This window comes from Roseburia sp. AM23-20, assembly GCF_003470905.1.
In the GTDB taxonomy this organism is placed as follows: Bacteria; Bacillota; Clostridia; order Lachnospirales; family Lachnospiraceae; genus Roseburia; species Roseburia rectibacter.
Genome location: NZ_QRHS01000026.1, coordinates 23,023 through 37,624, shown reverse-complemented (window position 1 = coordinate 37,624; position 14,602 = coordinate 23,023). Strand labels below are relative to the sequence as shown.

At 41.7% G+C, this 14,602-nt stretch carries 11 protein-coding genes; 9 read left to right on the top strand and 2 right to left on the bottom strand.

Annotated elements, in window-relative coordinates; genetic code table 11:
- The first annotated feature begins 1,128 nt into the window (after window positions 1-1,128).
- Complete coding sequence (aroE, locus tag DW650_RS16195; protein ID WP_118210525.1) at window positions 1,129-1,998, top strand: shikimate dehydrogenase; 870 nt, start codon at window positions 1,129-1,131, stop codon at window positions 1,996-1,998.
- Between the two features lie 205 nt (window positions 1,999-2,203).
- Here the strand turns inward: aroE and DW650_RS16190 are convergent, their stop codons facing one another.
- Complete coding sequence (locus tag DW650_RS16190; protein ID WP_118210524.1) at window positions 2,204-4,204, bottom strand: NAD(P)/FAD-dependent oxidoreductase; 2,001 nt, start codon at window positions 4,202-4,204, stop codon at window positions 2,204-2,206.
- Window positions 4,205-4,532: 328 nt separating this feature from the next.
- Between DW650_RS16190 and DW650_RS16185 the strand changes: the two genes are divergently transcribed.
- A complete protein-coding gene (locus tag DW650_RS16185) occupies window positions 4,533-5,414 on the top strand; it encodes a LysR family transcriptional regulator (RefSeq protein WP_118210523.1) in 882 nt (293 codons plus the stop codon).
- Window positions 5,415-5,832: 418 nt separating this feature from the next.
- Here the strand turns inward: DW650_RS16185 and DW650_RS16180 are convergent, their stop codons facing one another.
- On the bottom strand, window positions 5,833-6,714 hold the full coding sequence (locus DW650_RS16180; protein ID WP_118210522.1) for a LysR family transcriptional regulator: 882 nt from the start codon (window positions 6,712-6,714) through the stop codon (window positions 5,833-5,835).
- Between the two features lie 255 nt (window positions 6,715-6,969).
- Between DW650_RS16180 and DW650_RS16175 the strand changes: the two genes are divergently transcribed.
- The 7 genes from DW650_RS16175 to DW650_RS16145 all read left to right on the top strand — a co-directional run bounded on the left by DW650_RS16175 (window position 6,970) and on the right by DW650_RS16145 (window position 14,056).
- Window positions 6,970-7,845, top strand: coding sequence for a shikimate dehydrogenase (locus DW650_RS16175; protein ID WP_117922314.1), 876 nt, complete (start codon window positions 6,970-6,972; stop codon window positions 7,843-7,845).
- Window positions 7,846-7,915: 70 nt separating this feature from the next.
- Complete coding sequence (locus DW650_RS16170) at window positions 7,916-9,130, top strand: MFS transporter (protein ID WP_118210521.1); 1,215 nt, start codon at window positions 7,916-7,918, stop codon at window positions 9,128-9,130.
- Window positions 9,131-9,189: 59 nt separating this feature from the next.
- Window positions 9,190-9,954, top strand: a complete 765-nt coding sequence (aroD, locus tag DW650_RS16165) for a type I 3-dehydroquinate dehydratase (RefSeq protein ID WP_117922316.1) — start codon at window positions 9,190-9,192, stop codon at window positions 9,952-9,954.
- Window positions 9,955-10,177: 223 nt separating this feature from the next.
- Window positions 10,178-10,783: a TRAP transporter small permease gene (locus DW650_RS16160; RefSeq protein WP_118210520.1), complete on the top strand. Its 606-nt coding sequence runs from the start codon at window positions 10,178-10,180 to the stop codon at window positions 10,781-10,783.
- A complete protein-coding gene (locus tag DW650_RS16155; protein ID WP_117922318.1) occupies window positions 10,784-12,073 on the top strand; it encodes a TRAP transporter large permease in 1,290 nt (429 codons plus the stop codon). It begins immediately after the preceding gene.
- A 15-nt stretch (window positions 12,074-12,088) separates the two neighbouring features.
- Entirely contained in the window at window positions 12,089-13,120 is a 1,032-nt protein-coding gene (locus DW650_RS16150) for a TRAP transporter substrate-binding protein (protein ID WP_118210519.1), read from the top strand.
- 135 nt (window positions 13,121-13,255) lie between these two features.
- The gene (locus DW650_RS16145) at window positions 13,256-14,056 is read left to right on the top strand and encodes a shikimate kinase (RefSeq protein WP_118210518.1); all 801 of its coding nucleotides are present in this window, start codon (window positions 13,256-13,258) and stop codon (window positions 14,054-14,056) included.
- The last annotated feature ends 546 nt before the right edge of the window (window positions 14,057-14,602 follow it).

Here is a 14,602-nt window from a genome sequence, read left to right as displayed (position 1 = left end):
AGTCAGCCTGATTTAATGTTTCTCGGAGTGACGTGTGCGTCTTAAACGCCCCGTCCGGGGGCATTAAGACTTGTGCTACCGTCCGTGGCAGCACAACACTGTGTTACGAACAGGCAGACTAAGATTGCCTAATTTTCTCCCAAAGTCACAAAACGAATCCCGGCTTGATGCGATTTGCCAGCCGCAAGGTTGTGAACCACCCTTCGCCGGGAAACTCATTTTACAACCTTGAGGGACGTAAATTTTTAGTGTTTTGTGTCTGAATCTGATTAAAAAAATATTTCCAAATAACTATATTCAATAGTTTATTATTTGTTTGATAACGTTGGAAAAAATTTCAATGTATTCCACTATGCCCATGTTTATTGCCATACAAATTTGAAAAAATATTCTGTGTTATTTGGTCTGGCAATTTGCCAAGTAATCCGTATTATGCAATGCAGCAGATAAAAATTCTAGCAATTCCTTAGGATGAATATTAATGATACAGCACATTAGCATTTTAAGCATATTTTCATTCAAGCGAATATCAAAAATTCGCACCTACGCCCCCAGTTTCGAGATGAACCGCCCACCCAAATGGTGTTCATAACCTGACGGCTGGCATCTTGCGCAAAGTCGAAGCTAATTTTGTGACTTTGGGAGAAAATTAGAAAAACTTGGTCTGCCTGTAGTTACACAGTGATGTTCTGCCACGGATGGCAGAACAAGGCTTCACGAGCCAAGGATGGCTCGTTGAACGCCGGTCACGTCACTCCGCCATAACCTAAATCAGGCAGACCTAGCTTTTCTTATTTTCGGACAACGGAACCAAAATTAATTCGGCTTTGCGCAAGATGCCGCTCACAGACCTGCGACACACCATTTGGACGGGCGACGCATATCACCCACAAACCATCATTTGTTGGGAAAAAGGTACACAAATTATTTTAAGAAATACATCCGGTTCTGTCAAATTGCATTTTATTCAGTACTTTAATGCTTTAAATAAAAAAAGTACTTGATATTATCAGAAAAAGAGGATATCATGTTACTAAAATAATTTTGCGTAAGAAAACAAGGAGGAAAATCCTCTGCTCCTGTAAAGACAGTCACATTTTCCTTCGGAAAACAAGGAGGATTTTAAACATGGAAAAGCGTATTTCAGGCCACACAGGTCTTTTAGCATTGATCGGTTCACCGGTTGGTCATTCAGGATCACCGGCGATGTACAATTACAGCTTTGAGAAGCTGGGATTAGATTATGCTTATGTGGCTTTTGATATAAAGGAAGATAAAGTAAAGGATGCAATCGCTGCAATGAAGACTTTCAATATGCGTGGCTGCAATGTTACCATGCCGGATAAGGTTGAGGCTGCAAAATACATGGATGAATTGTCACCGGCAGCACAGATCATTGGTGCGGTCAATACGATCGTCAATGATAACGGAAAACTGACCGGTCATATCACAGACGGCGAAGGTTTTGTACATAATTTAAGAGATCACGGTATCGAGATCAAAGGCAAAAAGATCACGGTAGCCGGAGGTGGTGGTGCCGCAACAGCGATTCAGGTACAGTGTGCCTTAGATGGTGCGAGAGAAATCTCTATTTTCAATATCAAGGATGCATTTTTTGAGAGAACACTGCAGACTGCAGAGAAGATCAAAAAAGCAGTGCCGGAGTGTGTGGTAAATGTATATGATATTGCAGATACCGCAAAAATGACAGAGGAGATCCAGTCAAGTGATATTTTTGCAAATGCCACGATCGTTGGAATGAAACCGATGGATGACCAGAGCGTTGTAAAAGATCTGTCTGCATTCCGTCCGGGACTTGTTGTTGCAGATGCTGTATATAATCCGGAAGAGACAAAGCTCCTTCGGGAAGCAAAAGAAGCAGGATGCACCTGTGTTGGTGGAAAAGGAATGTTATTGTGGCAGGGGGTTGCTGCATTCAAACTTTACACCGGACAGGATATGCCGGTCGATGATGTGAAGAAGTTATTCTTCAGCTAAAATCTGAAGAATATTGGATGGAAAGAAGAAGGCATATATAAAATTGTGATGTATTCAGAGCAAAACTGGATATTGGATGAAAGAATATATAAAAAAACAGTCTGGGATTTTGAAATTCCAGGCTGTTTTTATGATGAGCGGTATTTTGCTTACGATTACTATTTTATAGGAAATTATATCCTATGAATTAAAATACTCTCTGGGATTACAGATAATCATGTTTTGCAAGTACATTTAAGATATTACGTCCTTCTTCAGTACCTTCAATGATTCTTCTTGCACGTTTACTGTCACCGATATTTACGATCTCTACGTTAGTATCAGCGAAAGTCTCCTCCAACTGATCTAAGATCGGGTTGTTTGCTCTCATACCAAGGCAGATGAATCCATAATCAAATGGAATTTCTTCGATCTCACCCTGTGGGTTTTTAACGATAAAGCGATCGTTCTGAACTTCCTGCAGTGCAGTATTTGTCATTTGTTTTACATTGTATTTTGCCATCTTAGCGTTGGTATCGCATTTTGTAACCGGATCAAGACCATTTCCGATCATTGGAAGCATCTCTACCATGGTTACATCAGAACCGCGCTCGGTAAAGAATTCCATTACGTCAAGACCTACGGCACCACCACCGATGATCGCAACTTTTTTGCCATCCATTTTTTCAGGATATTCATTGATGCGGTCGATCATCTTTAATACAGTAGCAACGTTGCTGTTATCTTTGTCAACAAGGTCATGCAGACCGGTGATCGGTGGTAATGTAGGTACAGAACCTGTTGCATTTACGATGATATCCGGGTTCAAGCTCTTTACTAATTCTGGTGTAGCACTTGTATTTTTGAAGATGAATAAGTTGTGAAGTTTGCTTGCACGGTGAATCATATAGTTCGGGAAGTCAGCTAAACGTTTCTTGTCCGGAATCTTGGAGATTACAGAAGCAAGTCCGCCAAGCTCTGCTTTTTTCTCGATTAAGAAAGTGGTACATCCGACTTCGGCTGCAGTGCAGGCTGCCTCTAAACCTGCGGTACCGCCACCGATGACTACGACGTTGCAAGGTTTGTTGATCTTATGCTTCATGTAATCTTCGCCTGAGTTGACTGCCGGGTTTACAGTACAACGGATCGGCTGATTTAATCCGATACGATGTCCTGCACATCCGATATTACAGGAAATACATTTACGGATATCACATTCTTTTCCAAACTCAACTTTGTTTACCCATTCCGGATCTGCGATCAGTCCACGACCCATTCCGATGAAATCAGCATCACCTTTTGCTAAGATATCCTCAGCAACTTTCGGATCACGGATGTTACCAACGGTCATACATGGTTTGCCATATTTTTCTTTTACAGCTTTTGCCATGTAAGAACGCCATCCGTCCGGTAAATAGTTTGCATCGATCTGGTACTGGATGGAACCATTCAGACCACAGGAAACGTCAAATACATCGACTTCTTTTTCAAAGTACTGTAAATACTCTAAGGTATCCTCTAAAGTATTTCCACCTTCTACCATCTCGTCAGCACTGATACGAACGAAGATCGGGAAGAAAGGTCCGACCTGTTTACGAACTTCCTCGATAACCAGTTTGGCAAATCTTGCACGGTTTTCCGGAGAACCGCCAAATTCGTCTGTTCTCTTATTGGTAGTAGGAGAAAGGAACTGGCTGATCAGGTAAGAGTGTCCTGCATGGATCTCAACTGCATCGAATCCACAGATCTGTGCACGTTTTGCAGCTTCACCGTATTTTTTTACAATATGCATGATCTCGTCTTTCTCTAATGGACGAGGAATCTCTCCGCCTGCTTTAGAAGGTACATCAGAAGCAGAAACCGGCTGCATTCCGATACGGGAAGACATTGCAGAAGCACCTGCATGGTTTAACTGGATAGCGATGCATGCACCGTGTTTGTGTACGTTTTCACATAATTTGAAAAGACGCGGGATATAGTTGTCTAAATCGATACGAAGCTGTGTAGTACCGTTAGAACCCTGAGGGGAATCAACACTTGCGTTTTCCACGATCAAAAGACCAGTACCGCCTTTTGCACGCTGCTCATAGTAATTAATATGAAGGAAACTCATTTCTCCGTTCTGCTCACCATAGTTTGTTCCCATTGGTGTCATAACGATTCTGTTTTTTACGGTCATACGACGGATGGTCATTGGTTCAAAAATATGAGGGTATTTGCTTTTCATGATAAAATCTCCTTTGCATTTAAATGAATAAATTGTGTGGTTGAGATTGTTGGATGGTGAAAACTGCAGCATAGCTTTTAGAATGTCAGAAAACGTGGCGCGGTAGGCGTGCAGTATTGAGCGGGCAGATAATTGTGTTTTAGATAGTTACTTTTTTAACAATGAAAAAGTCTGTGTGCTCTTTCTGTGATTAATGTACCCCGAAATATTAAAAAAATCCAATTCGTTTTTTCGGGGAAAATGATAGATTTTCTCTATTGATTCTGCGCGGTAAGATTGTTATTCTTATAATATTGAAACAATTCGGAAGAAACCGGGGGATGGATTCATGAATTTAAGTCAGTTACAGTATTTTAAGACATTGGCAAAGGAAGAACATTATACAAGGGCGGCGCAGATCTTATCGATTACACAGCCATCATTAAGTCATGCGATCGCACAGTTAGAGCAGGAACTGGGAACGAGATTGTTTGAAAAAAAAGGCAGAAATGTTGTTCTGACACGTTATGGAAAGATTTTTCTTCCATATGTGGAAGAATCCTTAAAAGTATTAAAGGAGGGGGTGCAGCGGACAAAAGAATTAAATGGAAGCAAAGAAGGTATGATACATCTTGCTTATATTTATACTTTAGGCAGTACATTTGTACCGAAAATGGTGCGGAGATTCTTAGATGCTTACCCGGATTACCATATTGAGTTTCATTTTATTGTCGGAACGACAGGAGATATTTTAGAGGGACTGAAAAATGACAGGTATGATATGGTATTTTCCTCTTATCAGGACGGGGAGCCGGATATCGAATTCCGGCAGATCGGCGATCAGAAGTTAGTGCTTGCCGTACCGAAAAACCACCCGCTTGCCATGTACGACACGGTGGATTTAAAAGATACCGTAGATTATCCACAGATCTATTTCCAGAAAGGAAGCGGACTGCGCCCGGTGATCGACCAGATGTATGAACAGATCAGCGTATTTCCAAAGATCGCCTTTGAAATAGAGGAAGACGGCAGCATGGCAGGACTTGTCGCCCAGGGATTTGGCATTGCAGTCATGCCGGATATTCCAATCTTAAAAACCCTCGACGTCAAAACCCTGACCATCACAAACCCGGAATACGAACGCCATGTCTACCTTGCCACCATGAAAAAACGCTACCTCTCCCCCGTAGCGAAATCCTTTATCCAGTTTGTCACGCAGGAGACAGAGTGAAGCGAAACTCACCAATACAGAAAACAGAGTGAAGCGAAACTCACCGATACAGAAAACAGAGTGAAGCGAAACTCATCAATACAGAAAACAGAGTGAAGCGAAACTCATCGATACAGAAAACAGAGTGAAGCGAAACTCACCGATACAGTAAAGTCAGTTGTGAGGCGGGAACCCATTTATAAGAAGGTGCTCTGGAGCCGCCGGTACTTAGCGACCGTATTCTGGTCGCTTAGTACCGCTGCGAGCGACAGGCAGCGTAAGCGTGCCTTCGTTAAATGGGTTCCCGCCTCACAATATTCACAGCCTGCAATGAGTTTCGCGTAAGCTGACAGCCGCATTATCAATGGAATGAGTTTCGGGCAAGCTGACAGCCGCATTATCAATGGAATGAGTTTCGGGCAAGCTGACAGCTGCATTATCAATGGTATGATTTCCGTACAAACTGGATAAACCTCTGCACAGCCGGCAGTTGATATTTTCCCCGCATATATCCCATATATACCGTGTGTGAAAAAGTTTCCTGTGAAATGAGCGGTCTGATGCAGATATCATCCCTGTGAATCGTATCAACATCGGCAACGAGAGCAATCCCAAAGTTTTTTGCCACAAGTGAGGCAATTCCGTTTTCATCCGGAGACTCGCAGATAAAATTCGGGATCACTCCGTGGTCATTAAAAAAGTTACGTGTGTATTTGCCAAGACCGGAATGTCTTGCGTATCCAAGCACCGGGTATTTTTCGAAATCCCCGGCTTCAATTTCAGCTTTTTTACCGAGAGGATGTCCTATGGGAAGGATTGCCACAAGGTCCTGCTTTATAATAGGTATAAACTCAATATTTGGTTCATTCGCAGAGTAGGAACCAAAGATCAGATCATAAGAACCTTTCTTCAGACCTTCTATATTCATGGAAGTAATATCCTGAAAAAAATGAAACGTAATATTTTTATTCTGCTCTAAGGAAAGAAAAGCGCGTACCGTATTTGGAATAAATTCACGGGCAAGCGGGGAAACATAAGCAATATCAATATGTCCACCGTTTGTTGCAATCTGCTGCATTTTATTTGAGGCGCGTGTAACATCATCTAAAATCTGCGTGACATGCTCTAAAAAAATCTCCCCGGCTTTTGTGAGCGTGACATTTCGCCCGCGTTTTTCAAAAAGTGTGACACCAAGTTCATTTTCTAAAGCAGCAATGGAACGGCTTAAACTTGGTTCTGAAATATTCATTTTTTCTGCTGCCTGGTTGAAGTGCTGAAGGACGGCTGCTTGGTAAAAATAACTCAATTGATTAAGTGTCATGTATAGATCTCCTTATAAATGATAGATAATATCTATGGATTACAAAATAAAACCATTGTTTTTGTACACATTATATCATGATTAGTACATTAAAACTATTAAAAAAGCATGAAATTGGCATTGGATGTATTGAAAAAAGCGTTGTATAATAATTACATCAGAGGTTGTTAAGTTTTTAACAAAGCGGGCAGGTAATGTTAAAAACATGAAACTAAATAAGAAAATCAAACAAAAAAGAAAAAGGAGAACACTACTATGGCAGAGAGAATCACAGGTCACACAGAGCTTATCGGATTAATGGCTTACCCAATCAGACATTCCAGTTCACCGGCAATGCACAATGAGGCATTTGCATATTTAGGACTTGACTATGCTTACCTTGCATTCGAGGTTGACAACAGTACCTTAGAGGATGCGATCAAAGGTCTTCGCGCATTAAAGATGGTTGGTTCTAACGTATCTATGCCAAACAAAACAGTTGTTGGTCAGTATCTTGATAAATTATCACCGGCTGCAGAGCTTTGCGGAGCTGTAAATACGATCGTTAATGACAACGGTGTATTAACAGGACATATCACAGATGGTATCGGATTTATGCAGGCATTAAAAGACAACGACATCGACGTGATCGGAAAGAAAATGACCATCGCAGGTGCCGGCGGAGCTGCAACAGCAATCGAGATCCAGGCTGCATTAGATGGCGTAAAAGAAATCTCTATCTTCAACATTCATGATAAATTCTGGGAGAACGCAGAGGCAACTGTGAAAAAGATCAATGAGAGAACAAACTGCAAAGCTACTCTTTATGATTTAGACGACAAAGAGAAATTAAGAGAAGAGATGGCAGATTCTTACATCTTCGTAAACGGAACAGGTGTTGGTATGAAACCGTTAGAGGGAATGTCCGTTGTTCCTGATAAATCTTTCTTCCGTCCGGAACTGATCGTTGTAGACGTACCTTATTCTCCGCTTGAGACAAAGATGCGTTCCATGGCAAAAGAAGTTGGATGTAAGACAATGAACGGTCTTGGCATGATGTTATTCCAGGGAGCAGCAGCATTTAAACTCTGGACTGGAAAAGATATGCCGATCGAGCATATGAAAGAAGTATTAAACATCAAATACGAATAAAATCCCCCAGTCACATGCGGCGGTATGAAAAAATGCCGCTGCATCACAACTCAAATTGAGGAGAAAATCAATGAATAAAAAATATTTACCGAGCGCACTGATTCTTTATTTAAATTATTTTATCCATGGTGTCGGATGTTCTATTTTAGGACAGGCAGTGATCAAGGAAGCTCTTGCTGCATCCTGGGGTGTGGAAGCTATGGCGATCACAGCTATTTCTGCCGCACTTGGACTGGGAAGACTGATCGCACTTCCATTTGCAGGTCCTCTTTCTGATAAGTTAGGACGTCGTATCTCTACTGCAATCGGAAGCGGTTCTTATGCAGTATATCTGATCGGTCTTGCGCTTGCATTTAATGCAGGAACAAATGGTGGATATCAGATCGCATATATCTGTGCCATCATCGGAGGTGTTGCCAACTCTTTCCTTGATACCGGAATTTACCCGGCTGTAGGTGAGATCATTTATAAAGCACCGGGTGTTGCAACGATGGGAATTAAATTTTTCATTGCAATCGCACAGATGATCCTGCCATTCGTACTTGGCGTAACGGTAGCAACAACAGCAGCAGGTCTTACATCTTATAACACATTATTCTTTGGATGTGGTATCATTTATATTGTATTATTAGTATTAGTAATGCTTTTTCCGCTTCCGGATGCGGATCAGAAGGCAGCGGGAGAAAAAGAAGGACTGATCGCCAGCTTAAAACATACACATTTTTCCATCGAGTCTGTTGCAATGATCCTGATCGGTTTTACCTGTACCGGTACATTCCAGCTCTGGTTAAACTGTGCGCAGAACTTTGCAAAAGAGAATGTGGGCTGGACAGATCCTTCCATCATGCAGACTTACTATTCCGCAGGAACAATGCTTGCACTTATCGTAACAGCAATATTAACAAGAAAAATTAAAGATGTCAGATTTATCGTGATCTATCCGGTAATCTGTCTTGCTACATTAATTGTTGTATTAGTTGGAAAGAGCCAGCCTCTTATGATCGCAGGTGCATTCCTGATCGGCTGGGCAGGCGCAGGCGGACTGCTTCAGATCGCTACATCAGTCTGCAACATGCTTTTCCCGAAAATCAAGGGAACGGTAACGGCACTTGTTATGATCGCTTCCTCACTGTGTAATTATACGATCCTGACAGCAGCATCAAAGATGCAGCCTTCACAGGTTATGGTTATGAATATCGTATTAACAGCAGTAGGTGTATTACTTGGATTATTTGTAAATCTTCGTTATACAAGTATGGTTGTGCAGGCAAAAGCAGATAATTAAAAAAGATTCGTGTGAAGAATCATATAAGAGATTTTTACACACAGGAATGGAGGATTCATATGAGCAACTATGTAGAAGTCCGCGGTGTCAGAATCGGTGAAGGCGTGCCGAAGATCTGTGTACCGATTGTTGGTAAAACAAAAGAAGAGATTCTTGCAGCAGCAAAATCTTTTGCAGATGTAAAAATGGATGTTGTTGAGTGGCGTGTTGACTGGTTTGACGGTGTGTTTGATTTTGCACAGGTCGAGGACGTATTAAAAGATCTTCGTCCGGCACTTGGCAATACACCGATCCTGTTCACTTTCCGTACCTCTAAAGAGGGTGGCGAGAAAGCGATCGAGCCAGATGTTTATGTAGAATTAAATAAAAAAGCAGCAGCAACAGGGCTGGTTGATCTGGTTGATGTGGAGGCTTTCACAGGTGATTCTTATGTGAAAGAGATCATTAAAGCTGCACATGAAGCTGGTGTGGCAGTTGTTGCTTCCAATCATGACTTTGACAAGACACCGGATAAAGATGATATCGTAGGACGTCTCCGCAAAATGCAGGATTTAGACGCAGATATTCCGAAGATCGCAGTAATGCCGCAGAATAAAAAAGATGTTTTAACACTTCTTGCAGCAACAGAAGAGATGGTATCTGAATATGCAGACAGACCGATCATCACCATGTCTATGGCAGGAACTGGTCTGATCAGCCGTCTCTGTGGTGAAGTATTCGGTTCTGCACTGACTTTTGGAGCAGTTGGAAAAGCATCTGCACCGGGCCAGATGAATGCAGCAGACTTAAATACAATTTTAAATCTGATTCATGAGAGTATGTAAGAATAGCCATAAAAATGGATGTCCCGTACCGAGACAATTCTCATAAGAAAACAAAACCGGATGTCGAATGGAGTTTTTTGACATCCGGTTTTTGTTAGAATTGCATTAGAAAAAACAGAGAAATCTGATAAGATATAATAATAAGTATAAAATCGTTTATTACAAATGAATGATTTTGTATATTGATAAAGAGAAGTTATACGAAGGAAGGAGAAAAGGCTGCATGAAAAAATTTATTCATGTCATAGACGAAAGTCTTGAAGAAATTCTGATGGTTCTCATGTTAGCGGCTATGACGCTGATCATGGGATGTCAGGTATTTTCCAGATATATTCTTGGAGTATCGCTTTCGTGGTCAGAGGAGATCACAAGATATCTGTTTATATGGTCTGCATTTTTAAGTGTGAGTCTCTGTACCAGAAAATGCATTTCTATCAAGGTGGATCAGTTTATCAAAATGTTCCCAAAACGTGGAAAAACTATTTTTAAAATCACAAATCTGACCGTGGAATTTGTTTTTTTTGTTTATCTGATACCGTTCTCCTTCCTGTATTTAAAGGCAACTATCGAGAGTGGACAGGTCAGCCCGGCATGTGGACTGCCAATGTATTATGTACAGTCGGCTCCGTTTTTCTGCTTTATTCTGACCGCATTCCGTATCGTGCAGCGCTGGTTTGGTGAGTGGCGTATTTTGCTTGGAAAAGAAAAGAAGCCATTAGAAGAGGGTAATATCGCGTCCGTGATCGAGGAAGCAGTGATTGAGGCTCCGGAACAGCCGGATCATGTAAATACAGATGATTCACATTCTGCAGTGGGAAAGGAGAAATAGATGTCAGCAGTTGTTGTTTTTATTATTTTTGCCATATGTCTTATCATTGCAATTCCGATCTCTATTTCACTTGGAATTGTAGCTGTACTGCCGGGAGCATTTGATGCTTCTTTTACGGCAAGTGCCGGATATGTCATCCGTTCCATGGTCGGAGGAATTGACAGTTTCCCGTTACTTGCAGTGCCGATGTTTGTGCTTGCGGGAATCCTCATGGCACACGGCAAGATTTCAGAAAAATTATTTGATGTATTTGTATATTTCCTTGGAAATAAAAGAGCGGGGATTCCATGTGCAGTGATTATTACCTGTCTGTTTTATGGTGCAATCTCAGGATCAGCCCCGGCGACGGTTGCGGCAGTCGGCAGTATGACGATCCCGCTTCTGATCGAGCTTGGTTATGAGAAAGATTTTTCCACGGCGATCGTTGCTGTGGCAGGCGGTCTGGGAGTTATCATCCCGCCGAGTATTCCATTTATCATGTATGCGATGGCGACGGGTGAATCAGTCAGTGATCTGTTTTTAGCAGGAATCGTACCTGGAATGATGATCAGTGCACTGCTGATCTTTTATGCATATTATTACTGCCGCCATCATGGAGAAGACAGAGAAAAGATCCAGGCAAAAATGAATCAGCTCAAAGAAAAAGGTTTCTTCAATATTTTAAAAGAGAGCATCTGGGCACTGCTCAGTCCGGTGATCGTACTTGGCTGTATTTATACCGGTGTGGCATCACCGACAGAGGCGGCTGTCATTTCTGTATTTTATTCTTTATTTGTCAGTCTGTTTATTTATAAGTCCATTAAAGTAAAACAGATCTGGGGCATTATGGTGGAGGCGATGAAGACCTATGCACCGATCTTATTTATCCTTGCAACATCGACGGCATTTTCGCGTGTACTTACGCTGATGCAGGTTCCGCAGGATGTCAGCGCATGGATCATGACACATTTTTCAAATGAGATCGTACTGCTTCTTGTGATCAATGTGGTACTCTTGATCGTTGGTATGGTCATGGATACGACTCCGGCGATTCTGATCTTAAGCCCGATCTTACTGCCGATCGTGCAGCATGTTGGAATGAATCCGATCCACTTTGGTGTCATGATGATCGTAAACCTTGCAGTTGGATTTGTTACACCTCCGGTCGGTGTCAATCTGTTTGTGGCAAGTTCGCTTACGAATGTGCCGATGATGCAGATCGCAAAAAAAGCAATGCCAATGATCGGATATTTCCTGCTTGCACTGCTTTTGATCGCATTTATTCCGGCAATCAGTCTTTGTCTGCTTTAAAAGGAGGGCAAATAATTGAAAAATTATAAGAAAAAAATAGTGTGCGGAGTGCTTGCAGGTGCGGTACTTTTGATGAGCGGCTGCGGAAATAAAGACGCACAGGATCAGGTGAGAGTACAACGGTATGCATGGCCGCTTGGAAGTTCGAGTCCGGAGGATACAGTCACACAGATCTATGCGGAGAAATTTGCTGAGGAAGTGGAACGCTTAAGTGATGGAACTATGCTGATTTCTGTTTATCCAAACAGTGTACTTGGCGGAGACAGGGAATTATTAGAATCCTGTAAAGAAGGGGATATTCCTTTTGTGGTACAGAACACGGCACCGCAGGTAACTTTTATGCCGGATGTTGCAGTATTTGATATGCCGGCAGTGTTTGAAACCATCGATGAAGTGCGGGAACATGTGGATAACCCTGACTTCCTTTCCATGATGCAGCAGGTATATGGAGATGCAGGATATGTTCTTTTGGGATATGCCGATCAGGGATTCCGTGTCATGACGACAAACCGTAATGTACAGTCTATTTCTGATTTTAAGGGACAGAAGATCCGTACCATGGAAAACTCCTATCATATGGCTTACTGGAAAGCGCTTGGTGCAAGTCCGACACCGATGACATTTTCAGAGGTTTATATCGGGTTACAGCAGGGAACCATTGATGCGCAGGAAAATCCATACGAGGTTATTGTTTCTAATAAGTTGTATGAACAGCAGGACTATGTTGTTGAGACAAACCATCTGCCACACCTGATCTCACTGATCGTCAGTGATGAGTTTTTTGAAGGTTTAACAGATGAACAGCAGGAGATTATCCGGGAAGCTGCGGAGACGGCAAAAGAATATGCCAGAGAGCAGTCGGATGAGCGTATCGCATCCCGTATCCAGACAATTGAAGAGAGCGGTACAAAGATCATTTCACTGAGTGATGAGATGTATAGCCAGATCCGGGAACTTTGTAAACCTGTGTATGAGTCGATTGAAAACAATGTTTCTGAAGATCTGATTGATGCATATCTTGGTGATATGAAAGATGTGGTTGAATAAAAAGCTGTAAAAAATGATATCATCCACTTTAAAACATAAATACTTTAAAGTGTTAAAATATTTTGCTTGCGGAATGAAAGGTATCTTGTTATAATGCTTTTTATAGAATAAAGAGGAAAGTGCAGGTAAATTATAATGGATAAGATAGAAGCAATCCGTGAGAAAATTGGAGAATGTGATGATATCATCATCGAACAGCTTGCAGTTCGAATGTCATATATACAGGAAATTATTTCTTATAAGAAAGCAACCGGTATTCCAATCTTACAGCCGGAACAGGAGAAGAAACAGACCGATGCATTAAAGAACAAACTCGGTGACAATGAGTTCGAGGAAGAGATCCTTGATATTTTCAAATATATCATGAAAAACAGCCGCCGTATCCAGGCAAAGAGCCTGTTTGATTACAATATTTTCCTGATCGGATTCATGGGAGCAGGAAAGAGTACGATCGCCGGTGAGCTGAAAGATAAACTTGAAATGGATCGTGTGGAGATGGATCAGATGATCGTAGAAAAACAGGGTATGTCCATTTCTGAGATCTTTGATGAATACGGTGAGGCATATTTCCGTAACTTAGAGAGTAATACTTTAATCGAAATGCAGAAGAGAAAACAGACGATCGTTTCCTGCGGTGGTGGTGTTGTCATGAGAGAAGAGAATACCGATCACATGAAAAAGAATGGACGTGTCGTACTTCTGACTGCAAAACCTGAGACGATCTATGAGCGTGTCAAAGACAGTGATGAACGCCCGATCCTGAACAATAACATGAATGTTGAGTTTATCAGCAGCCTGATGGACAAACGAAAAGACCGTTATGAGGCTGTTGCAGATATTACAGTTGCCACTGATGGAAAAAATGTCACGCAGATCTGTGAGGAGATCATTTCCAAACTGATCGCGTTGGATAATGCAAAAGAGTCAGAAGTATAAGTTTGATTTATGATATGATGAAAAAAGCTATCGCATAAATTGCGGTAGCTTTTTTCGGGTATTATGATGTGATTGGGTTAAATATGATGGGAGCTACGTGATAAATGATGGTTCGGGTGTGATTTGAGTTCCCCGGCGAAGGGGCGCAGTTTTGTGAGTGGCAAATTGCATCAAGCCGGGACTGTTTTGTTTCGTTGTCCGAAAATAAGGCAAGCTAAGTCAGCCTGATTTAGTGTTTCTCGGAGTGACGTGTGCGTCTTAAACGCCCCGTCCAGGGGCATTAAGACTTGTGCTGCCATCCGTGGCAACACAACACTGTATCGTGAACAGGCAGACTAAGATTGTCTAATTTTCTCCCAAAGTCACAAAACGAATCCTGGCTTGATGCAATTTGCCAGCCGCTAAGTTGTGAACCACCCTTCGCCGGGGAACTCATTTTACACCCTTGGCGGTACGTAAATTTTTATGGTGTTCATTTCAAAACTGTCGAAATAAACAAATTGTGGTGATTATGGAAAAATTTAAAATATTTCGTATTATTGGTTT